At 68.9% G+C, this 24,327-nt stretch carries 24 protein-coding genes; 16 read left to right on the plus strand and 8 right to left on the minus strand.

Annotated elements, in window-relative coordinates; all coding sequences use genetic code 11:
• Position 1: 1 nt before the first annotated feature.
• The 6 genes from ACTJLD_RS32255 (at position 2) to ACTJLD_RS32280 (ending at position 5,898) form a co-directional block, all read left to right on the plus strand.
• Positions 2-1,126 (plus strand): ABC transporter permease, encoded by a 1,125-nt coding sequence (locus ACTJLD_RS32255; RefSeq protein WP_226190352.1) that lies wholly within the window; start codon positions 2-4, stop codon positions 1,124-1,126.
• 182 nt (positions 1,127-1,308) lie between these two features.
• Positions 1,309-1,497: a DUF2964 family protein gene (locus tag ACTJLD_RS32260; RefSeq protein ID WP_226152211.1), complete on the plus strand. Its 189-nt coding sequence runs from the start codon at positions 1,309-1,311 to the stop codon at positions 1,495-1,497.
• Positions 1,498-1,525: 28 nt separating this feature from the next.
• On the plus strand, positions 1,526-2,662 hold the full coding sequence (locus tag ACTJLD_RS32265) for an ABC transporter permease (protein ID WP_440660677.1): 1,137 nt from the start codon (positions 1,526-1,528) through the stop codon (positions 2,660-2,662).
• Positions 2,659-3,363, plus strand: coding sequence for an ABC transporter ATP-binding protein (locus ACTJLD_RS32270; protein ID WP_174392701.1), 705 nt, complete (start codon positions 2,659-2,661; stop codon positions 3,361-3,363). The genes ACTJLD_RS32265 and ACTJLD_RS32270 overlap by 4 nt, the downstream gene beginning before the upstream one ends.
• Positions 3,360-4,445 (plus strand): HlyD family secretion protein, encoded by a 1,086-nt coding sequence (locus ACTJLD_RS32275; protein WP_059696786.1) that lies wholly within the window; start codon positions 3,360-3,362, stop codon positions 4,443-4,445. The genes ACTJLD_RS32270 and ACTJLD_RS32275 overlap by 4 nt, the downstream gene beginning before the upstream one ends.
• Complete coding sequence (locus ACTJLD_RS32280; protein ID WP_440660678.1) at positions 4,423-5,898, plus strand: efflux transporter outer membrane subunit; 1,476 nt, start codon at positions 4,423-4,425, stop codon at positions 5,896-5,898. The genes ACTJLD_RS32275 and ACTJLD_RS32280 overlap by 23 nt, the downstream gene beginning before the upstream one ends.
• Positions 5,899-5,932: 34 nt before the next feature.
• Here ACTJLD_RS32280 and ACTJLD_RS32285 read toward each other — a convergent pair whose 3' ends face one another.
• Entirely contained in the window at positions 5,933-6,379 is a 447-nt protein-coding gene (locus ACTJLD_RS32285; RefSeq protein WP_021163484.1) for a hypothetical protein, read from the minus strand.
• A gap of 286 nt (positions 6,380-6,665) precedes the next feature.
• On the opposite strand from ACTJLD_RS32285, the gene ACTJLD_RS32290 reads away from it, so the two are divergent.
• A complete protein-coding gene (locus ACTJLD_RS32290) occupies positions 6,666-8,069 on the plus strand; it encodes an MBL fold metallo-hydrolase RNA specificity domain-containing protein (protein ID WP_027792310.1) in 1,404 nt (467 codons plus the stop codon).
• A 131-nt stretch (positions 8,070-8,200) separates the two neighbouring features.
• On the opposite strand, the gene ACTJLD_RS32295 is transcribed toward ACTJLD_RS32290, so the two are convergent.
• From ACTJLD_RS32295 to ACTJLD_RS32315, 5 genes are read right to left on the minus strand one after another with little or no spacing between them, the layout of a single operon-like run.
• Positions 8,201-9,241, minus strand: a complete 1,041-nt coding sequence (locus ACTJLD_RS32295) for a zinc-dependent alcohol dehydrogenase family protein (protein WP_440660681.1) — start codon at positions 9,239-9,241, stop codon at positions 8,201-8,203.
• Between the two features lie 41 nt (positions 9,242-9,282).
• Positions 9,283-10,275, minus strand: coding sequence for a bifunctional enoyl-CoA hydratase/phosphate acetyltransferase (locus ACTJLD_RS32300; RefSeq protein WP_060318989.1), 993 nt, complete (start codon positions 10,273-10,275; stop codon positions 9,283-9,285).
• Positions 10,272-12,092 (minus strand): PHA/PHB synthase family protein, encoded by a 1,821-nt coding sequence (locus ACTJLD_RS32305; RefSeq protein ID WP_060358585.1) that lies wholly within the window; start codon positions 12,090-12,092, stop codon positions 10,272-10,274. The genes ACTJLD_RS32300 and ACTJLD_RS32305 overlap by 4 nt, the downstream gene beginning before the upstream one ends.
• Positions 12,089-12,835 carry a beta-ketoacyl-ACP reductase gene (locus tag ACTJLD_RS32310; protein WP_027792306.1) on the minus strand — a complete coding sequence of 249 codons (747 nt, stop codon included), beginning with the start codon at positions 12,833-12,835 and terminating at the stop codon, positions 12,089-12,091. Before ACTJLD_RS32310 ends, ACTJLD_RS32305 begins: the two co-directional genes overlap by 4 nt.
• Entirely contained in the window at positions 12,825-13,364 is a 540-nt protein-coding gene (locus ACTJLD_RS32315) for a hypothetical protein (protein ID WP_226161051.1), read from the minus strand. The genes ACTJLD_RS32310 and ACTJLD_RS32315 overlap by 11 nt, the downstream gene beginning before the upstream one ends.
• Positions 13,365-13,553: 189 nt before the next feature.
• On the opposite strand from ACTJLD_RS32315, the gene ACTJLD_RS32320 reads away from it, so the two are divergent.
• The 4 genes from ACTJLD_RS32320 to ACTJLD_RS32335 all read left to right on the plus strand — a co-directional run bounded on the left by ACTJLD_RS32320 (position 13,554) and on the right by ACTJLD_RS32335 (position 17,004).
• Positions 13,554-14,393: a universal stress protein gene (locus ACTJLD_RS32320; protein ID WP_060172798.1), complete on the plus strand. Its 840-nt coding sequence runs from the start codon at positions 13,554-13,556 to the stop codon at positions 14,391-14,393.
• A gap of 8 nt (positions 14,394-14,401) precedes the next feature.
• Positions 14,402-15,601: an acetate/propionate family kinase gene (locus ACTJLD_RS32325; protein ID WP_440660684.1), complete on the plus strand. Its 1,200-nt coding sequence runs from the start codon at positions 14,402-14,404 to the stop codon at positions 15,599-15,601.
• A gap of 69 nt (positions 15,602-15,670) precedes the next feature.
• A complete protein-coding gene (locus tag ACTJLD_RS32330) occupies positions 15,671-16,174 on the plus strand; it encodes a universal stress protein (protein ID WP_059696801.1) in 504 nt (167 codons plus the stop codon).
• The gene (locus ACTJLD_RS32335; RefSeq protein WP_060082655.1) at positions 16,171-17,004 is read left to right on the plus strand and encodes a universal stress protein; all 834 of its coding nucleotides are present in this window, start codon (positions 16,171-16,173) and stop codon (positions 17,002-17,004) included. Before ACTJLD_RS32330 ends, ACTJLD_RS32335 begins: the two co-directional genes overlap by 4 nt.
• A 44-nt stretch (positions 17,005-17,048) precedes the next feature.
• Here the strand turns inward: ACTJLD_RS32335 and ACTJLD_RS32340 are convergent, their stop codons facing one another.
• Positions 17,049-17,519, minus strand: coding sequence for a universal stress protein (locus tag ACTJLD_RS32340; protein WP_027792301.1), 471 nt, complete (start codon positions 17,517-17,519; stop codon positions 17,049-17,051).
• A 248-nt stretch (positions 17,520-17,767) separates the two neighbouring features.
• Between ACTJLD_RS32340 and ACTJLD_RS32345 the strand changes: the two genes are divergently transcribed.
• From ACTJLD_RS32345 to fnr, 3 genes are all read left to right on the plus strand, one after another.
• The gene (locus ACTJLD_RS32345) at positions 17,768-19,762 is read left to right on the plus strand and encodes a sensor histidine kinase (RefSeq protein ID WP_440660686.1); all 1,995 of its coding nucleotides are present in this window, start codon (positions 17,768-17,770) and stop codon (positions 19,760-19,762) included.
• The gene (locus ACTJLD_RS32350; protein ID WP_174392695.1) at positions 19,759-20,406 is read left to right on the plus strand and encodes a response regulator; all 648 of its coding nucleotides are present in this window, start codon (positions 19,759-19,761) and stop codon (positions 20,404-20,406) included. Before ACTJLD_RS32345 ends, ACTJLD_RS32350 begins: the two co-directional genes overlap by 4 nt.
• Before the next feature lie 552 nt (positions 20,407-20,958).
• On the plus strand, positions 20,959-21,741 hold the full coding sequence (fnr, locus tag ACTJLD_RS32355; protein ID WP_322072923.1) for a fumarate/nitrate reduction transcriptional regulator Fnr: 783 nt from the start codon (positions 20,959-20,961) through the stop codon (positions 21,739-21,741).
• Between the two features lie 31 nt (positions 21,742-21,772).
• Here the strand turns inward: fnr and ACTJLD_RS32360 are convergent, their stop codons facing one another.
• The gene (locus tag ACTJLD_RS32360; RefSeq protein WP_124533535.1) at positions 21,773-22,762 is read right to left on the minus strand and encodes a zinc-dependent alcohol dehydrogenase family protein; all 990 of its coding nucleotides are present in this window, start codon (positions 22,760-22,762) and stop codon (positions 21,773-21,775) included.
• A 175-nt stretch (positions 22,763-22,937) separates the two neighbouring features.
• Between ACTJLD_RS32360 and ACTJLD_RS32365 the strand changes: the two genes are divergently transcribed.
• Positions 22,938-23,939, plus strand: a complete 1,002-nt coding sequence (locus ACTJLD_RS32365; protein ID WP_060082658.1) for an Acg family FMN-binding oxidoreductase — start codon at positions 22,938-22,940, stop codon at positions 23,937-23,939.
• 51 nt (positions 23,940-23,990) lie between these two features.
• On the plus strand, positions 23,991-24,326 hold the full coding sequence (locus ACTJLD_RS32370; RefSeq protein WP_021159373.1) for a c-type cytochrome: 336 nt from the start codon (positions 23,991-23,993) through the stop codon (positions 24,324-24,326).
• Position 24,327 lies beyond the last annotated feature (1 nt).

Genomic DNA, 24,327 nt, shown 5'->3' on the forward strand with positions numbered 1-24,327 from the left:
CATGTCGCGCCTGCTCGTCATCTTCCGGCTCGGGGTCAAGGAGCTCTGGAGCCTCGCCCGCGACCCGATCCTGCTCGTGCTGATCGTCTACACGTTCAGCGCGTCGATCTACGTCGCGGCCACCGCGCGCCCGGAAACGCTGCACAAGGTGCCGATCGCGATCGTCGACGAAGACGCATCGCCGCTGTCGGCGCGCATCGCGTCGGCGTTCTTCCCGCCGCAGTTCGCACCGCCGCCGATCGTCGACGCGGCCGCGGCCGATCACGGCCTCGACAACGGCGACTACACGTTCTCGCTCGACATTCCGCCGGATTTCCAGCGCGACGTGCTCGCCGGCCGTCATGCGACGATCCAGCTCAACGTCGACGCGACCCGCATGACGCAGGCCTTTACCGGCGGCGGATACGTGCAGCAGATCGTGTCGGGCGAGATCGACGCATTCGTGCGGCGCTATCGCGGCACCTCGTCGCCGCCCGTCGATCTCGCGATGCGGATGCGCTTCAACCCGAATCTCGACGAAGTGTGGTTCGGCGCGCTGATGGAGCTGATCAACAACGTGACGATGCTGTCGATGATCCTCACCGGGGCCGCGCTGATCCGCGAACGCGAGCACGGCACGATCGAGCACCTGCTCGTGATGCCGGTCACCGCCGCGGAAATCATGCTCGCGAAGGTCTGGTCGATGGGGCTCGTCGTCACGGTGGCGGCCGTCGCGTCGCTGACGCTGGTCGTGGGCGGAGCGCTGCACGTGCCGATTCCGGGTTCCATCCCGCTGTTCGTGGCCGGGATGGCGCTGCACCTGTTCGCGACGACGTCGATGGGGATCTTTCTCGCGACGCTCGTGCGCAGCATGCCGCAGTTCGGGATGTTGCTGGTGCTCGTGCTGCTGCCGCTGCAACTGCTGTCAGGCGGACTGACACCGCGCGAGAGCATGCCGATCGCCGTGCAGGACATCATGCTGGCCGCGCCGACCACGCATTTCGTCGAACTCGCGCAACGCATCCTGTACCGCGGCGCGGGCCTCGATGCGGTCTGGATCCAGTTCGCCGTGCTGTTCGCGATCGGCTGCGCGCTGTTCCTGCTGTCGCTGACCCGCTTTCGCAAGACGATCGCCCAAATGGCGTAACCGGCCCGGCGGGCGGCCGGACGCCCGCGCGGCGGCCCCATTCGTCCGTTGATACAGATCAACCGTGCCGGCACCCTTCACGCGATCATGACGACACGTCTTGTGATAGCCGCGGCGGCCGCGATGGCGGCAGGGCGGCATCGCACTCACGGCGGCCGGCGGCCGCCTCGCCGGAGAACGTCATGATGCGCCTGCCAAACCGGATCGTTCTTGCCACGCTCGGCGTGTTCACCGCACTCGCGTCGCTGCTGGGCGTCGTACATGCGATGCTGGTCGGCGTGCATGTCCTCCCGTACGCGGTCGTCGCGCTGGTGTCGGGCGTCGCTGCTTTCGTCGCACAGTTGAATTCGGCCGTCGGCGAGGATTCGTGATGCGCCCGCGTCCCTTGCATTCACCATCGTGAACGGCATCCTCCGCCTCGCGTTCAAGCTGCTCGTGAACGACAGCGCGAAGTTCACCGCGCTGACCGTCGGCATTACGTTCTCCGTGCTGCTGATGATCGAGATGACATCGCTGTTCGCCGGGATCCTGAACAAGTCGTCGGCGTCCGTCATCAACATCGGCGCGAAAGTGTGGGTGATGGACCCGGCCGTGAAGACGATCGCGAACAGCATCGGCATGCCCGACTACGTGCTCGACGTGGTGCGCAGCATCGACGGCGTCAAGTATGCGGTGCCGCTCTACTCCGGCGCCGCGCTCGTGAAGCTGCGCTCCGGCACCTACCAGGCCGTGACGGTCGTCGGCCTCGACGACGCGAGCCTGCTCGGCCGTCCGACGATGCTGCAGGGCCACATCGAGGACATCTACGCGGAGAACGGCTTCATCGCGATCCAGGACCCCGAGTTTCCGAAACTCGAGAATCCGTCGATCGGCACCGATTTCGAACTGAACGACCATCGCGGCGTGATCGTCGGCATCGCGAAGGTGGCGGCCAGCGGGCTGTTCGGCACGCCGACGCTCTACACCACGTACGCTCGCGCGATCCGGTACATTCCGTCGCCGCGCTTCACGACGTCGAACATTCTCGTCGAGCCGAAATCGGCCGCGGACATCGCGCACATCAAGGCCGTCGTGCAATCGCTCGGCTATCGCGCGTACACGCGCGACGAATTCATCGCGCAGATCGCACGCTTCTACAAGTACGAGACCGGGCTGGGCACCAACATCATGCTGATGACGATCATCAGCTTCATCATCGGCCTGTCGATCTCGGGCCAGACGTTCTATGCGTTCATCCTCGAGAACCTCGACAAGTTCGGCGCGCTGAAGGCGATCGGCGCGAAAAGCCGCGAACTCGTCGTGATGATCCTGTTCCAGGCGACGTTCACCGCGCTGACCGGCTACGGCATCGGCGTCGGCCTGTGCGTGCTGATGATCAGCCTGGCGAAGCTGCAGATTCCGGATTACGCGGCGCTCGTCACGTTCGGCAACCTGGCGCTCGCGTTCGGGATGGTGGTCGTGATCGCGACGATCTCGAGCTATCTCGGCGTGCGGCGCGTCCTGCGCATCGAGCCGTTCGACATCTTCCGGGGCTGACCATGGCGAACGTCGCGATCGACGCACAAGGCGTCAGCAAGTGGTTCGGCGAAGGCGACGCGCGCACGCAGGCGTTGCGCGACGTGTCGATGCAGGCGAACTTCGGCGAGATGCTGCTGATCGTCGGGCCGTCCGGCAGCGGCAAGACGACGCTGCTCAGCGTGATCTCGGGCATCCTGCGGCCGGAATCCGGCTCGGTGTCGATCGACGGCGTCGACCTGTGGGCGCAGCCGAACGACGCGATCGCCGATTTCCGGCTGAACCGGATCGGCTTCGTATTCCAGGACTACCACCTGTTCCCGCGGCTCACGACCGTGGAGAACGTCGCGATTCCGCTGATCCTGAAACGCCGGCCGTGGGACGAGGCGATGCACGAAGCGCTCGGCTACCTCGACGTCGTCGGGCTCGGCAATCGCGCGCAACTGCCGCCCGTCAAGCTGTCGGGCGGCGAGCAGCAACGCGTCGCGATCGCGCGCGCGATCGTCAGCCAGCCCGACCTGCTGATCCTCGACGAGCCGACCGCGTCGCTCGACGGCGACACGGGCCGCATGATCATCGACTTCGTCAAGCACCAGGTGCTGAACGACACGCGCTGCATCGTGATCGTCACGCACGACGCACGGATCTTCGAATACGCGGATCGCATCCTGCGGATGGAGGACGGCAAGCTGAACGGGATCGACCGCGGAGGTGCGCGATGAAGCACCGGCTCGTGTTCGTGGCCGCCCTGCTCGGCTTCCTGGCAAGCGTCGTTGCCGCGTGGGTGTACAGCCGTCAGGAACCGCCGCAGCCACCGGTATTCAAGCCGGCCGCCAATCCGTACGCGCGCGGCGTCTATGCGAACGGCATCGTCGAAAGCGAACAGCCGGCCGGCGCGAACGTGAACGTCTACCCGGACGTGTCGGGCGCGGTGACACGCATCCTCGTGCACGACGGCGATCCGGTGAAGGCCGGCGATGTGCTGCTGACGATCGACGACTCGGTGCAGCGCGCCACCGCCGCGCAGCTCGCGGCACAGGCCGACGCGGCCGCCGCCCTGCTCGACGAACTGAAAGCGCAGCCGCGCCGCGAGGTGCTCGACGTGGCCACCGCGCAGACCACGGCCGCGCAGGCCAGCCTGAAGCTCGCGCAGGATCAGTACGACAAGCAGCGGCGCGCGTACGACATCGACCCGAAGGCCGTCAGCCGCGATGCGCTCGACACGGCCGCGAACGCGGTACGCGTCGCTGCGGCCAACCTGGACGTCGTGACGCGGCAGTATCGCCTGACGAAAGCCGGCGCGTGGAGTTACGACGTGCGCAACCAGGAAGCGCAGGCCGTCGCGCTGCGGCGCGCGGCCGACGCGGCTGCCGCGCTGCTTGCCCGCTACACGCTGCGCGCGCCGGCGGACGGCACCGTGCTCGCGATGAACGCGGCCGTCGGCTCGTACCTGACCTCGCAGGGGCTCTACGATACCTACACGCGGGGCAACGGGCCCGTCGCGGTGCTCGGCACGCCGGTCGACCGCCTGCAGGTGCGCTGCTACATCGACGAAATCCTGATCCACCAGTTGCCCGACCTGCACGCGCTGAAGGCCCACATGTTCGTGCGCGGTACGTCGGGCGAGGCCGACCTCCAGTTCGTCCGCGTGCAGCCGTACGTCACGCCGAAGATCGAATTGTCCGACCAGCGCACCGAGCGCGTCGACGTGCGGGTGCTGCCGGTCATTTTCCGTATCGTCCCGAACAAGGCTGTCCGGTTGTTTCCCGGGCAGATCGTCGATGTATACGTGGCCGGCAAATGATCGCCCCGTCCGCGGCCTGCTGCGCGCGGCGGCCCTGCTCGCGGCCGTCGCGCCGCTGGCCGGATGCATGGTCGGGCCCGACTTCACCCGTCCGCCCGTTCCGCATGTATCGCGTTTTGTCGCCGCGGACGCCGCGACCGGCGCATGGACAGCCGGGGGGCAGACACAGGCGCTGTCGGCGAGCGAGCCGCTCACACGCGACTGGTGGACGCGCTTCGGCAGCCGTGCGATCGACTCGACCGTCGGCGAGGCGCTGACCGGCAGCCCGACGCTCGATCTCGCCGAGGCGACGCTGCGGCGCAGCGAACATGCGCTGCGAGCCGGCGAAGGCGTGTTCTTTCCGCAGGCGGATGCTCAGGCCGGCGCGTCGCGCCAGCGCTATGCGCCGCTGCGCACCGGGCAGGTAGTGCCGGCCTCGATCTTCAACCTGTACACGCTGTCGGCGACGGTCAGCTACACGCTCGACCTGTGGGGCGGCGAGCGGCGGCAGGTCGAGGCGCTCACGGCCGGCGTCGACGCACAGCGCCAGGCGCTGGCGGGCGCATACCTGATGCTGACCGCCAACGTCGTCAACACGATGGTCGCACGCGCCGCCTATCGGGACGAAACCGCGGCCACGCGCGAGATGATCGGCCTGCTCGACGAGCAGATCCGCCTGACGCGCGCACAGGTGACGGCCGGCGCGGCGGCCTACGTTGCGGTGCTGACACTGGAATCGCAACGGGGGTCGCTCGAGGCGACGCTGCCCGCGCTCGACCAGAAACGCGCCCAGGCCGACGACCTGCTCGCGCTGCTCGCCGGCCGCTACCCCGCCGACTGGCAGACACCCGACCTGTCGCTCGAGCGCATCGCGCTGCCGGCCAGCCTGCCGGATACGGCGCCGTCGTCGCTGGTGCGCCGTCGGCCGGACATCCTGCAGGCGGAAGCGCAACTGCACGTGGCCAGTGCACAGGTCGGCGTCGCGACGGCCGCGCTCTACCCGAATGTCACGCTGTCCGCGTCGGGCGGCTTCGACAGCATCGTCGCCGGCCGGCTGTTCGCGCCGGCCGGCCGCGCATGGAGCGTCGGCGCCGGGCTCACCGCACCGCTCTTTCACGGCGGCACGCTGCTGAACCAGCGGCGTGCAGCGCAGGATGCGTACGACGAAGCCGACGCGACCTACCGGCAAGTAGTGCTGTCGGCGTTCTCGCAGGTCGCCGACACGCTGCGCGCACTCGCGAACGACGCAACGGCGCTCGATGCGCAGGCCCGCGCGATGGCCGCGGCCCGCGATGCGCTGACGCTTACGCAGGCCGGCTACGACGCGGGGATCTCGGGCTACGTGCAGTTGCTGGTCGCCGACGTGCAATACCATCAGGCGCGCCTTGCGTGGCTGCAGGCAGTCGCGCAGCGGTTGCAGGACACGGTCGCGTTCTACGTCGCGCTCGGCGGCGGCTGGGGTGACCCGGGCTGAAACGCGGCAGTGCGGTCGTCCGGAGTCAGCCCGTCTACGTATGCGCCACGATGTCCGGCCGCTGCCAGGGCGGCAACTCGGCCCAGCCGAGCGGGCCGTAGACGGTACCGCCGGCAGCCTCGATCGTCTCGACGAATTCGGCGAGTGTCGCTCCCGCCGGCACGGCCAGCTTCATCGCGTCGACGAATTCCTCGCTGCGCAGCCACGGCACCGCGCCGCCGTTGATCTGCTCGACGCTCCAGTCCTGCCCGTGCCGGCCGGCTTCGGGCGGCAGCAGGCGCGGCGCGTCGAACGCCACGCGCAGCAGCTGAGTGCGCGAATCGCTGTAAGGCGGTTGCGCGACGTCCTGATACGGCACGTCGGCCCAGCTTTGGCCGCATTGCAGGTCGAGCGGCAGGCACGTAAACCACGCCCAGGGCGCGCGGACGAAGCACAGCCGGTAGCCGGTCCGCGCGCCGTCCAGGTTGGCGATCAGCGTCATGATGGATTCGTCCCTATCGCGTCGAAATCTCGCTGCCTATGGTGTACGGCATGTACGCGGCCCGCGCGGAGGGCGGAATCACGACATCGCCCTCGCGCATGCGACCACTATCGCGCCACCGTCCGGCCCGCGCGTTGATTGACGTCAAACCGTAGCCGCAACGGCTGGAGGACGATCCTCGCCCGACCCGGGCACGGATACGGCAAACCCTGATTTCCATCAATCGCTTCACGCGCATCCGCGCTGTAATCGGTTCACTGCTCCCTCGACTCCCGGTGAGGCATCCATGAAACTGACTTTTCTCGGCGCGACCGAAACCGTGACCGGCTCGAAGTACCTGCTCGAGCACGGCAACCGGCGCGTGCTGGTCGATTGCGGCCTGTTCCAGGGCACGAAGAACCTGCGGCTGCGCAACTGGAGCCCGTTGCCGCTCGCGCCGGACACGCTCGACGCGGTCGTGCTCACGCACGCGCATATCGACCATACCGGCTACCTTCCGGTACTGGTGCGCGAAGGATATCGCGGGCCCGTGTACTGCACGGCCGCGACGGCCGAACTCTGCGACATCATGCTGCGCGACAGCGCGCGGCTGCAGGAAGAGGAAGCCGACTTCGCGAACCGCCACGGCTACTCGAAGCATCACCCCGCACAGCCGCTCTACACGCTGGACGACGCGCAGCGCGCGCTGCAACTGCTGAAGCCCGTCGCGTTCGACGAATGCACCGCACTGGGCGGCGGCCTGGCGTTCCGCCTGCTGCCGGCCGGGCACATCCTCGGCGCGGCGAGCGTCGTGATGCACTGGAATCACAAGGTGCTCGCGTTCTCGGGCGACCTCGGCCGCTATCACGACCCGATCATGCAGCCGCCGCTGGCGCCCGCGCATGCGGACTTCCTGGTCGTCGAATCGACGTACGGCGACCGTCTGCATCCGGAATCGGACCCCGAGAACGAACTGGCCGCGCTGTTCGACAAGACTTTCGCGCGCGGCGGCGTCGTGGTGATGCCCTGCTTCACCGTCGGGCGCGCGCAGGAAATCCTGCACTACATCGCGCGGCTGAAGGCGTCCGGCCGCATGGCGCGTGTCCCGGTATATCTCGACAGCCCGATGGCGACGGACGTGACCGAGATCTATCGTCACCATATTCTCGAGCACCGGCTGACGCCGTCCGAAGCGAATGCGCTCGGTCACGCGGCCACGATGATCCGGTCGGTCGAGCAGTCGAAAGCGATCGCCGACCATCACGGCCCGATGGTCATCATCGCCGGCAGCGGAATGGCGACGGGCGGCCGCGTGCTGCACCACCTGAGCCGCTACGCGCCCGATGCGCGCAACACGATCGCGCTGGTCGGCTACCAGGCGGCCGGCACACGCGGCGCGGCGCTGGCCGCGCACGAGCCGACGCTGAAGATTCACGGCGAATACGTGCGCGTGCGCGCGCAGGTCGAGTCGATCACGACGCTCTCCGCGCATGCCGACTACGAGGAGATTCTCCGCTGGCTCGGCACGATGCAGCGCGCGCCGGTGCGGACCTTCGTCACGCACGGCGAACCCGCGGCGGCCGATGCGATGCGGCGGCGTATCGCGGAGCGACTGCACTGGCCGTGCGAGGTGCCGACTTACGCGCAGTGCGTCGATCTCGACGCGGTCGAATCGGGCGACACGCACGAGCCGGCCGCGCTTTCATCCTGACGGCGACGCCTGCGACGCGCGGGCCGGCGCGTGCACGGGAACCGGACATCGCGCGCCGGGTCCCGTACTCGCGCCGCGCCGCGCGGCTATCGGCTATCGGCTATCGGCTATCGGCTATCGGCTATCGGCTATCAACCGACTTCGATGATGACCTTCAGCGCATGGGTTTGCGCCGCGCGGCCGAAGGTGTCGTATGCGCGCTCGACGTCGTCGAGCGAGAACCGGTGCGTGATCAGGCGCGTCGGATCGAGGCGCCCGGCGCGTACGGTCTTCAGCAGCATCGGCGTGCTGACCGTGTCGACGAGCCGCGTCGTGATCGAGATATTGCGATCCCACAGCTTCTCGAGGTGCAGGTCGGCCTTGACCCCGTGCACGCCGACGTTCGCGACCACGCCGCCCGGCGCCACCAGCGAGGTGCACATCTCGAACGTCGCCGGAATGCCGACCGCCTCGATCGCGCAATCCACGCCGACGCCGTCGGTCAGCTTCATGACCTCCACCACCGGGTCGCCGCTGCGGCCGTCGATGCAATCGGTCGCGCCGAAACGCCGCGCCACCTCGAGCCGGTTGCTGTCCGGGTCGATCATGATGATCCGCGCGGGCGAGTAGAACTGCGCGGTCAGCAACGCCGCCAGCCCGATCGGGCCCGCGCCGACGATCGCGACCGAGCAGCCGGGCTGCACCTTGCCGTTCAGCACGCCGCATTCGAACCCGGTCGGCAGGATGTCGGACAGCATCACGAGCGCGTCCTCGTCCGCGCCCGGCGGAATCCGGTAGAGACTCGTCTGCGCATGCGGGATGCGCACGTACTCGGCCTGCGTGCCGTCGATCCGGTTGCCGAGGATCCAGCCGCCCGTCGTGCAGTGAGAATACAGGCCGCGCCGGCAGTACTCGCAGCGGCCGCACGACGAGATGCACGAAATGAGCACGGGATCGCCCGGCTTCAGTGAATCGACCGCGGCGCCGACCTGCTCGACGATGCCGACACCCTCATGGCCGAGAATGCGGCCGGGTTCGCAGGTCGGTACGTCGCCCTTGAGAATATGCAGATCGGTACCGCAGATCGTCGTGCGCGTCACGCGGACGATCGCGTCGGTGGGCGACTGCAGTTCCGGCCTCGGCCGCTCCTCGAGCGCCTTGCGCCCGGGTCCGTGGTAGACGAGTGCTTTCATCGCGGTTCCTCCATCGAAAGAATGGGTTGCGGGTTCATTCATCAGGACTGCAGGTGATGCCGACCCTGCGCCAGCACCGTCGCAAGTGCACACGACGCGATCCGGACGGCGATGCCGTCGGCACGGCTCGTCAGCACGATCGGCACGCGTGCGCCGACGACGATGCCTGCGCTGACGGCTCCCCCCAGGTATTCGAGCTGCTTCGCGAGCAGGTTGCCGGCTTCGATATCGGGAACGACCAGGATGTCGGCGCGGCCGGCTACGGGCGAATCGATCCCCTTGTCGTGCGCCGCCCGCAGCGAAATCGCGTTGTCGAACGCGAGCGGGCCGTCGACGATCGCACCCGTGAGCTGGCCGCGCTCGGCCATCTTCGCGAGCGCGGCCGCATCGAGCGTCGAGCGCATCGCCGGATTGACGGTTTCGACCGCGCACAGCACCGCCACGCGCGGGCAGGCAACGCCCAGCGCATGTGCGACGTCGATCGCGTTCTGCGTGATGGCCGCTTTCTGCGCGAGATCCGGCGCGATGTTCACCGCCGCGTCGGTCAGGATGAACGGGCGCGGATACGCCGGCGCCTCGATCAGGAAACAGTGGGACATGCGCTTGTCGGTGCGCAGGCCCGAACCGGCCGCGACGACCGCGCCCATCAGCTCGTCCGTGTGCAGGCTGCCCTTCATCAGCGCGCCGGCGCGGCCGGCCGCCGCCAGTTCGACCGCGCGGGCCGCCGCCGCATGGCTGTGCGGCACGTCCTCGATCGTCCACGTCGAAAGATCGACGCCCGCCTCGTTTGCCACGCGTTGCACCTTGGCGCGCGGCGCGACGATCAGCGGTTCGATCGCTGCCCCCAGGGGTGACGTGCGCAGCGCCGCGAGCGCAACGAGACTGGTCGCGTCACACGGATGCACGACGGCGACGACGAGCGGCGCCGCGTTGCGCGCCCGCGCGATCAGCTCGGGTAATGCGCCGTCCGGGCGTGGCAGCAAGCCGGGCAGGCATGCGTCGTCGAGCCCCTCCGGCGGCGGGTTTTCGCTCATGTTTCGAGTACGTAGGTACCGGGCGCCGCCGCCAACCCCGCGGCCGGCGTACGGGCCGGCACGTCGCCCGACGAGCGCGCGTGCAGCCAGTCGCGCCAGCAGGTCCACCACGATCCGTCGACCGCCGGCGTGTCGCGTACGAAATCGTGCCGGCTGCGGTAGGCCGCGCCGGGTTCGCGGGTCGCGCATCGATAATGGCGCCCCGCATGGCCGGGTTCGGACACGATGCCCGCGTTGTGCCCGCCCGATGTCAGCACGAAGGTCAGCGCGTGGTGCGTGAGCAGGTGGAGCTTGTAGACGGAACCCCACGGCGACACGTGATCGCGCTCGGTGCCGACCACGAACGTCGGCACGTCGAGATCCGACAACGCAACCGGCCGCCCGTCGACGCAGTAGCGGCCGGCCGCGAGATCGTTGTCGAGAAAGAGCCGCGTCAGGTATTCCGAATGCATCCGATACGGCATGCGCGTGGTGTCCGCATTCCACGACATCAGGTCGTTGGGCTTCGTGCGCGTGCCGAGCAGGTATTCGCTCATCATCCGCGACCAGATCAGGTCGCGCGCGTTCAGCAGTTCGAACGCGGCGGACATCTGCGCGCCGTCCAGGTAGCCCTGCCGCCACATCAGCGCGTCGAGTGCGGACAGTTCGCTCGCGTCGATGAACAGGCCGAGCTCGCCGGGTTCGCTGAAATCGGTCTGGGCCGCCAGCAACGTGACGGAGCGCAGTGCGTCGTGTTGCCGCCCGTCGCGCGCGAGCGCCGCCGCGCCGATCGCCAGCAGCGTGCCGCCCAGGCAATAGCCGACCGCGTGGACCGCTTCGCCGCAGATCGACCGGGCGGCGTCGAGCGTCGCCATGCACCCGTCACGCAGATAATCGTCGAGCCCGACGTCGCGGGCCTCCGCGCCCGGGTTGCGCCACGACACGGCAAACACGGTGTAGCCCGCATCGACCAGGAAGCGGATCAGCGAGTTGTGCGGCTGCAGATCGAGGATGTAGTACTTCATGATCCACGACGGCACGATCAGGATCGGTTCGCGTGCCACGGCGGGCGTCGTCGGGTCGTATTGCAGCAGCTCGCACAGCGCGTTGCGCCAGACGACGCGGCCCGGCGTGACCGCCACGTCGCGTCCCGGCAGATACGTGCGCGTGTCGCGGGCCCGCGTGCCGCTCGTGCGATCGAGCAACGCGCTCGCGTCGTCCAGCCAGTTCCGGAAGCCGGCCGCGAGATTCGCGCCGCCGCTGCGCATCGTCGCGTCGAGCGCGACCGGATTGGTCGCCAGGAAGTTGCCGGGCGAGCACGCGTCGAGCCACTGTCGCGCGACGAACCCGACCAGTTCCTCGTGATGCCGTTCGACGCCCGGCACGCCGCGCGTTGCGTCGCGCCACCAGCGCTGGATCGACAGGAAACTGTCGCGATACGCGCTGAACGGCCAGCCGGCCCACGCCGGCGCGGCGAAGCGCGGATCGGCCTCGCCGGCATGCACGGCAAGGCCGCTCATGTCCGCAGCGTCGGCGTCGCCCTCACGCCGGTTTGCCGCCGGTGCAACGGCGGCCGTGCACGCCTGCGTCGCGAGCTCGAAGCACTTCCCCGGCGACACCGCCAGATGCGCGCCCCAATCGAGCATGGCCAGCGCCAGCGATACGGGCGACAGCCCGAAGGTCATCGCGGCGACGGTCGCATGCGCTGCGCGGTTCCATTGTTCGGCAGGCGAAGTCGTTCCCGCCGGGCATTCGGCGGAACGCGACACCTGCCCGCCCCGATCCGGCGGCGGATTCGATTCGTGCGTGAACGGTGCACGGATGACGGAGGCTGTCATTGCATGTGCATGCCGCCGTTGACATCGAATTCGGCACCCGTCGCAAATGCGCCCGCATCGGAACACAGGAAGCCGACGAGCGCGGCGATCTCGTCGGGGCGGCCGAGACGCCCCACCGGGATCTGCGGCAGGATCTTCGTGTCGAGCACTTCCTTCGGCACCGATTCGAGCATCGCCGTATCCAGGTAGCCTGGCGCGACCGTGTTGACCGTCACGCCGTGACGCGCGAGCTCGAGCGCGAGCGCCTTCGTGAAGCCGTGGATGCCGGCCTTCGCGGCCGCGTAGTTCGTTTGCCCGTACGCACCTCTCGAACCGTTGACTGACCCGATGTTCACGATCCGCCCGAAGCCCGCGTCGATCATGCCGGGCACGAACGGCTTCGTCATGTTGAACATGCTGTCGAGGTTGGTGCGCAGCACCGCATCCCACATGCCCTTGGTCATCTTCACGAAGGTGGCGTCGTGCGTGATGCCGGCGTTGTTGACGAGCACGTCGACGCGCCCGAATTCGGCCAGCACGCGTGCCGCGCAGTGCTGGCACGCATCGTAATCGGCAACGTCGACCTCGTACGCATGAAACGCGCGGCCGGCGTCGCGTTCCTGCGTGAGCCACGTCGCGACGTGGTCGTTGTGTTCGGTGTGCGACACCGCCACCGTCATGCCCGCGTCGTGCAGGCAACGGCTGATCGCGGCGCCAAGGCCGCCCATTCCACCCGTGACGAACGCGACGCGCCTAGCGGACATGATCGTGCTCCCGCGCGGCAAGGTGGTCGTCCGGCAGTCGCATGGCCACCGGCCCGCCGTCGCTCGCGCCGACGGCCTCCGTGATGCCGAGCTCGAACGCCGCCATCCAGTCGCGCCACGGCATGCTGGCCTCGTTGATCACGGCCAGCCGCCCGAGGTCGGGCAGCCAGTCGGTCTGGTAGCGCGCCAGCCCGCCGGGGCCGTATTCGCGCAGCCACGTGCGCCACGCGCCGGCACTCTCGAACTGCCCGCGCATGCAGAGCTCGGTGGCGTCCTGCCAGATCGCGACGGTGGCGACCGTGTAGTCGCGCATCGCCAGCCGGGCCGCTTCACCGAAGGCCGTCCACTCGTTCGTAGCCGTGAGCGCCTGCTGCAGGCCGCGCACGGCGTCGCGGTCCCGTTCGATGCAGCGCCCCGCGAGCGCATGCCATTCCTGCTGCCAGTCTCGGTTCAGCGCGGCCATGCGCAATGCAAGATCGCATCCCGCGCGGCAAGCGTCGTTCGGTGTCGTCAAAGCATGGGCGCTCATCGTGTTCCCTCCTTCGATCCGGTCAACGGGTTCGCATCCGCCTCGTGCCGCCTGCCGGGCATCGGCATGGCGACCGCCTCACTGTGCGGCCGCGGCGCTCGGCTGCCGTTGATCTGAGTCAAGCGCGCGGAAACCCTGCTTCGTAGACTGGATTGCACTGGCGGATCACCCGTCGATGGAGCGATTCCGATGAGCTACAAAAGCATGGTCGTGCACCTCGATACGAGCGCCCGCGCGCATTCGCGCCTCGAGTTCGCGTTGCGTCTCGCCCGGCGCTTCGGTGCGCATCTCACCGGGCTGTTCGCGGTCTACACGCCCGAGCCGTATTCGTTCTACGTGATGGCCGGTTCCGCCGACTATTTCCGCGAGCACCGCGAGCGGCGCGACGAACGGCTCGCCGCGCTGGAACGCCTGTTCCATGCGGAGACCGCCCGCGCCAAGGTGCCGGCGACCTGGGTTCGCGCGGACGAACGCGCGAATCTGGCCGTGCTGCGCGCCGCGCGGCTCGCCGATCTCGTGATTGCGGGCCAGAGCGACCCGAACGATCCCGAGACCTTTATCGACGACCAGTTTCCGGAGAACCTGGTGCTGTCCGCCGGCCGCCCGGTGCTGTTCGTGCCGTACACCGGGGAATTTCCGTCGATCGGCGAACGGGTATTCGTCGCATGGGACGGCAGCCGCGAAGCGGCCCGCGCCGCGCACGACGCGCTCCCGTTTCTCGAGCATGCGAAGCGCACGACGGTCGCCGCCGTGGTCGACGCCGATTCGGAGGCGGCGACCACGCGCATTCCGGCCGCCGATGCCGCGCTGATGCTGGCACGCCACGCGCACGACGTGAACGTGCTCGACATCGGTACCGGCGCCGGCGCGTCGATCGGCGACACGCTGCTGTCACGCGCTTACGAAACGGGTTCCGACCTGCTCGTGATGGGGGCCTACGGCCATCCGCGCTGGCGCGAACTGGTGATGGGCGGCGCCACGCGCACGGTGCTGGGTTCGATGACGCTGCCGGTGCTGATGTCGCACTGAGCCGGCCGATGCGCACACTCGCGCTTCTCGTCGTCAATGCCGGTTCGTCGAGCGTGAAGTTCGCGCTCTTTGCGTATCCGCCGCACGACGATCCCGCGCGACGGCCGCTGCACGAGGGCGAAGCCGTCGAGACCGACAACGGCGTGTCGATCCGCTTCGACGCCGAACCGGCCGTTGCATTGCCGCTCGGTGCGAGCGCCCCCTGTCGCGACGCGCTCGCGCGGATCGCGACGTGGGTCCGCGGGCAGTTGCCGCACATCACGGTGGGCGCCATTGCCCATCGCGTCGTGCACGGCGGCACACGCTTCATGGAGCCGGTGATCGTCGACGACGCGGTGCTCGGCGCGCTACGCACGCTGACGCCGCTCGCCCCGTTGCATCAGCCGCACGGCCTCGATGCGATCGACGTGCTGCGCGGCGCGTTTCCGGGCGTCCCGCACATCGCCGTGTTCGACACGGCATTTCATCGCACGCTGCCGCGCACCGAGCAGTTGCTCCCGCTGCCGCACGCGTGGTTCGACGAGGGCGTACGGCGCTACGGGTTCCACGGCCTGTCGTACGAATACCTGGCCGTCGCGCTCGACGAGCGGTTCGGCGCACGTGCGCACGGCCGCGTGATCGCCGCCCATCTCGGCAGCGGTGCCAGCCTGTGCGCGATGCGCGACTGCCGCAGCGTCGCGACGACGATGGGCTTCTCGGCACTCGACGGGCTGATGATGAGCACGCGCTGCGGGGCGCTCGATCCCGGTGTCGTCCTGCACCTGCTCGAAGTCGGCAAGCTGTCGGGCGACGCGCTGGGCCACCTGCTGTATCACGAGTCGGGGCTCAAGGGCGTCTCGGGCGCGTCGGGCGACCCGCGCGTGCTGCTGGCACGCGAAGCCGCCGGCGATGCGCCGGCCGCCGATGCGCTGGCGCTGTACGTCCATCGCATCGTGCGCGAGGCCGGTGCGCTGACCGCGCTGCTCGGCGGCCTCGACATGCTGGTCTTCACGGCCGGCATCGGCGAGCACTCGGCCGTGTTGCGCGAGCGGATCTGCGCATCGCTCGGCTGGCTCGGCATCGACCTCGACGTGTGCGCGAATGCCGGCCATGCGCAGGTCGTGTCGTCCGCGTCGAGCGCGGTCACGGTGGTCGTCGAGCCGACCAACGAAGCGTGGATCGCGGCACGCGCCGCGGTGCGCGTGCTGCGCGGCAACCGCGCCGCTTGATCCAGATCAGCGCCGTCGGCGCGCGCGCGCCGATGATGACTTCATCCACATCCGTTCAAGGGAAATGCCATGTACTCGAACATTCTGGTTGCGCTCGACGGCAGCGACACGTCGTCCCGCGCACTCGACGCCGCGCTGACGCTCGCGGCGGAGACGGGTGCGCGGCTGACCCCCGTCTACGTCGTCGATTTCCTGGTGCCCGCCTACGACACGTACGGATACGATCCGTCGATCCTCGTCGATGCCTTCCGCGAGGAGGGGCTGCGCGTCACCGACGACGCGGCGCGACGCCTGAAAGCGCGCGACGTGGCCGGCACGCCGCAGATCTCCAACGTCGAGCCCGCGGGCGAGGACATTCCGCGCCGGATCGTCCGTCTTGCCGACGAAACCGGGGCCGACCTGATCGTGATGGGCACGCACGGCCGGCGCGGCTTTCAGCGCCTCTTCCTCGGCAGCGTGGCCGAGCGCGTGCTGCGCCTGGCCACCTGCCCCGTCCTGATGATTCCGGCGAACTGCCCGTCGGAGAAACCCGCCGAAACCGCCGCGGCATCAACCGAAAAGGAGCCGTCATGAGCTACAAGACCCTGCTCGTCCACCTCGACGACAGCGAGCGCTGCGCGACGCGCGTTGGCCTCGCACTCGAACTCGCGGCGCGCTGGAACGCGCATCTGATCGGCCTCTACGTGGTCTGCCAGGACCTGTTCGAGCCGCTGCGGCGGCCCGACGAACCGCTGAAGCTTGCCGTGTACGAGCGGCTGTGCGAGCAGCGCCGCAAGGAAGCCGAGGAAAAATTCCTGACGGCCGCCGAGCGCGCGGGACGCAGCGTCGAATGGCAGGCCCCCACCGGCGACGCGACCGCCGCCGCCATTCTGCACGCGCGTCACGCCGATCTGCTGGTGCTCGGCCAGGAAGACCCCGACGATCGCATGACCTACGTCGCGCGTCATTTCGTCGAGGATGTCGTGATGGGCAGCGGCCGCCCGGCGATCGTCGTGCCCTACGCCGGCGACGTGCGAACGATCGGCGAGAACGTGCTGATCGGCTGGGACGGCGGGCGCGAAGCCGCCCGCGTGATGGCCGATGCGCTGCCGCTGCTCGCCCGCGCGCGCTTCGTCAACGTCGAGACGGTCGTGCGCGGGCAGCCCGACCCGGACAAGACGCCCGCGGGCGTCGACGTCGCCGCGTATCTCGAACGGCACGGTGTTCGCGCGTCGTTCTCCACGACGCCGCGCGACCGGTCGGTCGGCGTGGGCGCGACGCTGCTGAACCGGGTGACCGACCTGCACGCGGACCTGCTCGTGATGGGTTTGTACAGCCATGCGCGCATGCACGAACGCGTGCTGGGCGGCGCCACGCGCACGATCCTCGAGACGATGACGGTGCCGGTGCTGCTGTCTCACTGAGCCGTCGAAAAGGGGGCAGCCGCTTGCGGCCGCCCCCCTTTTCGTCACAACACGGCGGCACACGCGCCCTGCCCCTCCCGCACGACCAGCACCGGCCGGTCGGCGGTGCGCACCAGCGATTCGGCGACGCTGCCGAGCAACGCACGGCGCACGCCGCGCCGCCCGTGCGTGCCCATCACGATCAGCTCCGCGTCGCATTCGGCGGCGGCCCGCGCCAGAACGGACGACACGTCCTCGCCGCACGCGTCGAGCGTGTGTGCCGTGCCGCGGACGCCGCACAGGCGAAACGCGGTCTCCGCGTCCGCCACCGCGATCGCGGCCCTGTCCGCATCCAGCCCCGCCGGGTCGCGCTGGCCGATATAGCCGCTGTCGACGTCGGCCACCCTCGGCGCGTCCGATACCACGCACACGGCGACGATCAGGCCGCCTGAATCGCGGGCGAGCGCGATCGCCTCGTCGAGCGCGAGTCGCGAAGCGCGGCTGCCGTCGAGTGCCGCAAAGATCCGTGCATACATGGAGCCTCCCCGTTGCCGTTCGGATTTGACCGGCATGCCAGACCAGTCTGGGCCCGACGCGCATCGTCCGGTTGACGCCGGTCAAGCCCGCACGGAAACAGGCGTACGCATCGGTCCCGATTGGCGAATCCGGACAAAACGCGCACAATTTCGGGCGACATCGCAGTTTCGGCCTGCCCCGCTTCCCGTGCCCCGCGTCCGGCCCGCCGCCCGCCGGCCGCCGGCGAAATCCGTCAGGATGAACGGCAATGACAGTCCATGTGCCCGCCTTCAAGGCCGGGCCGGCTCCGCGCAGGGTCCGGCCCGCGCGATCCGCGACCCTCGCCGCGCTGCTGACGCTGGCGCTCGGCCTGGCCACGTCGTTTGCCGCCGCCCGGCTCGTGCAGAACCGGGCGCAGGAAGCCGCCCAGGCACGCTTCGCGCAATCGGCGACGCTCGCGACGGCCGACCTCCGGCGCAGCTTCCTCGGCGCCGCCGCCGTCTTGCGCGGCGCGCGCGGCTTCGCGTCGACGCTGGTCGTGCCTCAATCCGGCGACGCGTGGCGTCGTTACATTGCCGGTCTCGATCTGGACGGCTTGCAGTCGCCCGTCCGCAGCGTCGGGAGAATCGAGCCGAGCCCCGCCAATGACGATCAGGCGACCCGGCGGGCACTGCAGCGAGCGGCGGAAACCGGCAGGGTCGCGCTGGCCGCGAACGCGACCCGGGACAGCGCCGACGCGACGAGTGCCCGCACGGCGCTGATGTTGTATCTGCCGATTTATGCGGACGCTGAAGACGGGGCTCCGCCGGGGCCGCAACATGCGCGCGCGACCGGATACGTCTATGCCGCGCTCGATCCGGCACGTCTCGTCGATCCGTCGATACTGGATCGGCTACGCATGGAAATCGCGGCCGACATCCCGGCGGCGCTCGTCCATGCCGGCGGCTTCGGCGGCAACGACGCCACGGCCGCCGGCAACATGCTCACGCGAACGGATTCGCTGTCGTTCGGTGGTACGCCGCTCACGCTGCGCTACAGTGCGCCGGGCCCGGACACGTCCGGCCCCGCGCTGGCCGTGCTGGCGGCCGGCACCGCGCTGTCGCTGATACTGGCCGTGCTCGTGCAGCAGGTTGTCTCCACGCGAATCTCCGCCGCCGTGCCCGCCGGCGACGGCCAGCCGACCGGGGAGCGGATGATGGGCATCATCCGGTCATCGATGGAAGCGATCATTACCGTCGACGAAAGCCAGACGATCGTGATCTTCAATCCGGCCGCGGAACGCGTGTTCGGCGTCTCCGCGATGGAGGCGATCGGCGCGCCGCTCACCCGCTTCATCCCCGAGCGCTTTCGCGCCGCGCATGCGCGGCACGTCGAGCAATTCGGCGTGACGGGCGTGTCGGACCGCCAGATGGGGCAGCAACGCGTGCTGTTCGGCCTGCGCGGCGACGGCACGGAGTTCCCGATCGAGGCGTCGATATCGCAGATTCGCGACGGCACGGGCAAGCTGTACACGGTCATGCTGCGCGACGTCACCGAGCGCGTCCGCGCGGAAAATGCGCTCAGGCAGTCGCGCGAGGAACTCCGCGAGCTGTCCGCCAACCTGCAGAACGTGCGGGAGGAAGAAAAAACGCGGATCGCACGCGAGTTGCACGACGACCTCGGCCAGCAACTCACCGCGCTCAAGATGGACCTCTCCGCCGTCGAGCTGGGGCTCGCGGGCATTGTCGCCCCCCATACCGGCGTGCGCGAGCAGTTGAGCGGCATGCATCGCCTGATCGATTCGACCGTTGCGTCGGTTCGGCGCATCGCGGCCGATCTGCGGCCGGTGATGCTCGACGACCTGGGTCTCGTCCCGGCGATCGAGTGGCTTGCAAACGATTTCACGCATCGCTACCGGATCACGGTCGACCGGGACATCGCCCCCGTCGATACCGCGTTCACCAGCGCCGGCGCCACCACACTGTTCCGCATCGTGCAGGAAGCGCTCACCAATGTCGCCCGGCATGCCGATGCGACGCACGTGAAGCTCGCCCTGAAAGTGGAAGACGGCTACTGCATGCTGCGCATCGCGGACAACGGCCACGGTGCGCCGGAGGTCGCCCGCGACGAGCGCGATCGTCCGTCGTTCGGGCTGATCGGCATCCGTGAGCGCGCGCACATGCTCGACGGCACGGTGACGATCGAGAACCGGCCGGGAACGGGATTCACGATTACCGTGGCGTTGCCGCTTCACGCCATCCAGCAAGGAGATGTGCTGTCATGATCAGGGTACTCATCGCCGACGACCACGCCCTCGTCAGGGACGGCCTGCGGCACATCCTGCAGAACGCAAGCGGCTTCGAGGTCGCGGGCGAGGCGTGCGACAGCGCATCCACGATCGCACTCGTGCGCGGCACGGCCGCGAACGTGCTGGTGCTCGACCTGTCGATGCCCGGCCGGAACGGCGTCGAACTCATCAGGCAGATCAAGGACGAGAAACCGGCCTTGCATGTCCTCGTGCTGACGATGCACGCCGAGCAGCAATACGCGGTGCGCGCGTTCCGCGCGGGCGCATCCGGCTACATGACCAAGGAGAGCGCGAGCGCCGAGCTGGTCGCGGCGCTGACCAAGATCGCGGCCGGCGGCGTGTATGTCAGCCTGACGATGGCCGAACAGTTTGCGCAGAGCCTGAACGAACCGACCGATCTCCTGCCGCACCAGCGTCTGTCCGACCGTGAATTCGACGTCTTCCGGCGCGTCACCACCGGCGAGTCGATTTCCGAAATCGCGAAGGCGCTCTGCGTCAGCGTCAAGACCGTCAGCACGTACAAGACGCGCATTCTCGAGAAGATGCAAATGCCGAACGACACGGCGCTCGTGCGTTATGCGATGCGCCACAAGCTGTTCGACGACCCGGACGAACTCTGACGGCCGCCAGGCAGCCGGCTGCTTGCGCCCCGTCGATCCCGCTGCCAGTGGCCGCATGGGCGGCTCGCGATCGCGCGACCGGCGCACGCTTCGTCCGCACCCGGCCCCTCGACGCTGCGTCGCGTGGTATCGAACATAACGTCCGCCACCGCCGCCGGCATTGAGTCAGGTCAACGGAATTGCCGCCCGTTGCCGCCCGCCTCTCGACAACGTCGACCGGGCAACGCGCGCCCGCCTCGGCGGCAAGATCGCGGCAAGATGCCGCCCCCTTTGTAGGAAACGCCCTACAACGCTTCCACGTGTCCTACCGCATCTTCAATTCCGGCTGATTTCCGTCGAGCGCCGCGCCATCCATACTGCGTATCAAGAAAAACAAGCCAGCGTGCCACCCGGAGCAAAGGCCCCCTCAACCCCGAGACCGGTTTCGGTCTCCTGGCCCGTCCGGTGTGGTTCCCCATCAGGAAGGCGGCAGACACCAAGGCCGCCGGTACGACGGCCAGCGCGATCCTGCCCGACAGCGATTCGCCGCTGGCCCAGGAATTGGAGCCGATCATGCAAAGCCATGCCGATGTTTCGCAGACCATGCCGTTACACCCGTCACGTCCGTTCATCCCGCTGCATCCCGTCGAACGGGCGGACCAGCCGAAGCGCGCCGCGTCCCGTTGCTCGACGTGCGCGCTGCGTACCGTGTGCATGCCGCCCGATCTTTCGCCTGACGACTTCGCGCGCGTCGACGCGATGATCTGCACGACGCGGCACGTCAGGCGCGGCGAAACGCTGTTTCGCGCGGGTGACGCATTCAACAGCATCTATGCGGTCAGAACCGGTTCGTTCAAGACCATCGTGATGCATCGCGACGGAGACGAGCAGATCACCGGCTTCCAGATCGTCGGCGAATCGCTCGGGCTCGACGGCGTGCACACCGGGCGGCACAACGGCGACGCAATCGCGCTCGAGGACAGCACCGTCTGCATCATTCCGTTCGGCCAGCTCGAACAGATGTGCCGCGACGTTCGGCCGATGCAGCATCACGTGTATCAGATGATGAGCGGCGAGATCGTGCGCGAATCCGCGCAGATGCTGTTGCTCGGCACGATGACCGCCGAGCAGCGCGTGGCCGCCTTCCTGCTGAACCTGTCCACGCGCTTCAAGGCGCGCGGCTACTCGGCCGCCGAATTCGTGCTGCGGATGACGCGCGACGAGATCGGCGAGTATCTCGGGATGAAGCTCGAAACGGTCAGCCGCATGATGTCGAAGTTCCAGCGCAAGGGGCTCGTCGCCGCGCAAGGCAAGCAGATCCGCATCGTCGATTCGGACGGCCTCGGGCGCATCTGAGCGCATTGCGGTGCGGGCATGTCGAGCGGGATCAGCCGCGCATGCCGAGCACGGCGGCGCCGGATACGCGCCCCGCGCGCAGATCGTCCAGTGCGCGGTTTGCATCGGTCAGCGCGTAACGCACCGCTTCGACCCGCAGCGGCATCGCATCGGCGATCCGCATGAACGCGGCCGCGTCCGCGCGCGTCAGGTTGGCGACCGACGCGATGCGGCGCTCGCCCCACAACCACGCGTACGGAAAGCCCGGGATGTCGCTCATGTGAATGCCGCCGCATACGACGATCCCGCCTTTGTCGACCGCGCGAAGCGCGGCCGGCACCAGTGCGCCCACCGGCGCGAAGACGAGTGCGGCGTCGAGGGGTTCCGGCGGCGTTTCGTCGCTGCCGCCGGCCCATGCGGCACCGAGTGACAGCGCGAGCTGCTGGGCGACGGTGTCGCCGGGTTTCGTCAACGCAAACACCTTCCGCCCCTCGAAATGCGCGACCTGCGCGACAAGATGGGCGGCCGCGCCGAAGCCGTAGATGCCGACGCGACGCGCATCGCCGGCCATGCGCAAGGTTCGGTAACCGATCAGGCCGGCGCACAGCAGCGGCGCGGCCTCGAGATCGGAATAGCGCCGCGGCAGGTGCACGCAATAGCGATGGTCGGCAACGGCGCACTCGGCATAACCGCCGTCGATCGTGTAACCGGTGAATCCCGGGCTGTCGCACAGGTTTTCGCGGCCGGACGCGCAGTACGCGCAATGCCCGCAGGTCGAGCCCAGCCATGGCACGCCCACCCGGTCGCCGACGGAGAATCCCGTCACACCCTCGCCGGTCACGCGCACCGTTCCGACAATCTCGTGCCCCGGCACCAGCGGCAGCTTCGGGTGCGCGAGTTCGCCGTCGACGACATGGAGATCGGTCCGGCATACACCGCACGCGTGCACGTCGATCAGCAGCTGGCCCGGCGCCGGCAGCGGATCCGGCACGCGCGCCTCGCGCAAATGCGGCGTCGTGCCGTCAAACATCATCGCAAGCATGCTCGCCTCCCCGCGCCATCGAGTTCGCGCGCGTCACGATGCAAGGCTAGTCGCCACGCGCCGCGCGCGCATGGCGCAGTGACGGGCGCTTGACGTGGGTCAACGGCGGCCGGCCGGTTGCTGACACGATGAAGTGGCATGACGCCGCCCGCCCGGCCGACCAGGAGATGATCGAATGATATCCGTTCCCCCACTTGCCGCAAGCGCGCATCCCGAAGCGCATCTGAGGTCGCTGCTGGCCTATGCGGTGCTGGCCCCGTCCAGCCACAACTCGCAGCCGTGGCGGTTCATCGTCGACGGGCCCACGATCGCGGTCTGCGCGGACCGCGTCCGTGCGCTGCCGGTGGTCGATCCGTTCGATCGCGAGCTGATCATCAGTTGCGGCGCCGCCTTGCTCAACCTGCGTGTCGCGCTCGACCACGCAGGGCTCGCCCATACGATCAGCACGTTTCCGTCCGAAGTCGACCCCGATCTGCTCGCACTGGTGCGGGTCTGCGACGACGGCTATTCCGACGCGTCGCTCGGCGCGCTGTTCGATGCGATTCCGGAGCGCGTGACGACGCGCGCGCCGTTCGAATCGACGGCCGTTCCGGACACGCTCCAGCGCGAGCTGATCGCGGCCGGCGCGGCGGAAGGCGTCGAGGTCGCCTGTATCGACGCGATCGCGCACCGCGCACGGGTGGCCGAGCTCGTCGCCGAGGCCGACCGGCAGCAGTTCGCCGATCCGCGCTTCCGGCGCGAGCTGGCGAGCTGGATCGATCCGCGCCGGCACGTCGACGGCATGCCGGCATTCGCGGCCGGCGTGCCGACGCTGCTGGACTTCGCGGCGCCCGTCGTGACGATGGCGGTCCGGACGTTCGATCTCGGCAACGGGCTCGCCGCGCTGCATCACCAGCTCGTCGGCGCGTCGCCGCTGATCGTCTGCCTGTCGACCGTCCGCGACGATCGCGAGGCGTGGCTCGCCGCCGGACAGGCGCTGGAGCGCGTCCTGCTCGTCGCGACGCGCGCGGGCCATACGGCGTCCTACCTGAACCAGCCGATCGAGACGGCCGGGCTGCGCGCCCACCTGCGCCACATGCTCGGGCTGCGCGGCGAGCCGCAGTTGCTGCTGCGCGTCGGGCGCGGCCCGCATACGCCGCATTCGCCGCGCCGCCCGCTCGACGAAGTCGTCTCCTGATCGCGCCGCGAGGCAAGGTGCGCCCCCTCCGACCCGGACGAGGATAAAAACATGAACCTCCTGCGTTTCGCCGCCCTCTGCGCGATCGCTGCGGCGGCCGGCCCGGCCGCCGCGCAGACGGCCGTGCCCGAGCCGACCGATCTCGTCAACGCGCAGCACTGCATGTTCTGCCACACGCCCGACATGAGGTTCCTCGGGCCGTCGTTCCACGAGATCGCGCAGCGCTATCGCGGCGATCCGGCCGCCGCCGCGGAACTGGAACGCAAGCTGCGCGTCGGCGGCCGCGTGCACTGGGGCGACACGCCGATGCCGTCCGCCGAGGATCGCGGCGGCCCGCTGTCCGCCGACGATGCGCATCAGCTCGTGCAATGGGTGCTGAGCCAGTAGC

Origin of the sequence: Burkholderia sp. 22088, assembly GCF_052045915.1 — a bacterium.
GTDB lineage: Bacteria > Pseudomonadota > Gammaproteobacteria > Burkholderiales > Burkholderiaceae > Burkholderia > Burkholderia cepacia.

Bases quoted from the DNA above. Each gene is read 5' to 3' on its own strand.
- ACTJLD_RS32260 (WP_226152211.1), top strand. From the start codon at position 1,309: ATGATGCGCCTGCCAAACCGGATCGTTCTTGCCACGCTCGGCGTGTTC.
- ACTJLD_RS32305 (WP_060358585.1), bottom strand. From the start codon at position 12,092: ATGACAGCCTCCGTCATCCGTGCACCGTTCACGCACGAATCGAATCCG.
- ACTJLD_RS32295 (WP_440660681.1), bottom strand. From the start codon at position 9,241: ATGAAAGCACTCGTCTACCACGGACCCGGGCGCAAGGCGCTCGAGGAG.
- ACTJLD_RS32315 (WP_226161051.1), bottom strand. From the start codon at position 13,364: ATGAGCGCCCATGCTTTGACGACACCGAACGACGCTTGCCGCGCGGGA.
- ACTJLD_RS32300 (WP_060318989.1), bottom strand. From the start codon at position 10,275: ATGAGCGAAAACCCGCCGCCGGAGGGGCTCGACGACGCATGCCTGCCC.
- ACTJLD_RS32365 (WP_060082658.1), top strand. From the start codon at position 22,938: ATGATATCCGTTCCCCCACTTGCCGCAAGCGCGCATCCCGAAGCGCAT.
- ACTJLD_RS32340 (WP_027792301.1), bottom strand. From the start codon at position 17,519: ATGTATGCACGGATCTTTGCGGCACTCGACGGCAGCCGCGCTTCGCGA.
- ACTJLD_RS32320 (WP_060172798.1), top strand. From the start codon at position 13,554: ATGAGCTACAAAAGCATGGTCGTGCACCTCGATACGAGCGCCCGCGCG.
- ACTJLD_RS32360 (WP_124533535.1), bottom strand. From the start codon at position 22,762: ATGCTTGCGATGATGTTTGACGGCACGACGCCGCATTTGCGCGAGGCG.
- ACTJLD_RS32280 (WP_440660678.1), top strand. From the start codon at position 4,423: ATGTATACGTGGCCGGCAAATGATCGCCCCGTCCGCGGCCTGCTGCGC.
- ACTJLD_RS32325 (WP_440660684.1), top strand. From the start codon at position 14,402: ATGCGCACACTCGCGCTTCTCGTCGTCAATGCCGGTTCGTCGAGCGTG.
- ACTJLD_RS32350 (WP_174392695.1), top strand. From the start codon at position 19,759: ATGATCAGGGTACTCATCGCCGACGACCACGCCCTCGTCAGGGACGGC.
- ACTJLD_RS32335 (WP_060082655.1), top strand. From the start codon at position 16,171: ATGAGCTACAAGACCCTGCTCGTCCACCTCGACGACAGCGAGCGCTGC.
- ACTJLD_RS32290 (WP_027792310.1), top strand. From the start codon at position 6,666: ATGAAACTGACTTTTCTCGGCGCGACCGAAACCGTGACCGGCTCGAAG.
- fnr (WP_322072923.1), top strand. From the start codon at position 20,959: ATGCAAAGCCATGCCGATGTTTCGCAGACCATGCCGTTACACCCGTCA.
- ACTJLD_RS32330 (WP_059696801.1), top strand. From the start codon at position 15,671: ATGTACTCGAACATTCTGGTTGCGCTCGACGGCAGCGACACGTCGTCC.
- ACTJLD_RS32345 (WP_440660686.1), top strand. From the start codon at position 17,768: ATGACAGTCCATGTGCCCGCCTTCAAGGCCGGGCCGGCTCCGCGCAGG.
- ACTJLD_RS32285 (WP_021163484.1), bottom strand. From the start codon at position 6,379: ATGACGCTGATCGCCAACCTGGACGGCGCGCGGACCGGCTACCGGCTG.
- ACTJLD_RS32310 (WP_027792306.1), bottom strand. From the start codon at position 12,835: ATGTCCGCTAGGCGCGTCGCGTTCGTCACGGGTGGAATGGGCGGCCTT.
- ACTJLD_RS32255 (WP_226190352.1), top strand. From the start codon at position 2: ATGTCGCGCCTGCTCGTCATCTTCCGGCTCGGGGTCAAGGAGCTCTGG.
- ACTJLD_RS32275 (WP_059696786.1), top strand. From the start codon at position 3,360: ATGAAGCACCGGCTCGTGTTCGTGGCCGCCCTGCTCGGCTTCCTGGCA.
- ACTJLD_RS32370 (WP_021159373.1), top strand. From the start codon at position 23,991: ATGAACCTCCTGCGTTTCGCCGCCCTCTGCGCGATCGCTGCGGCGGCC.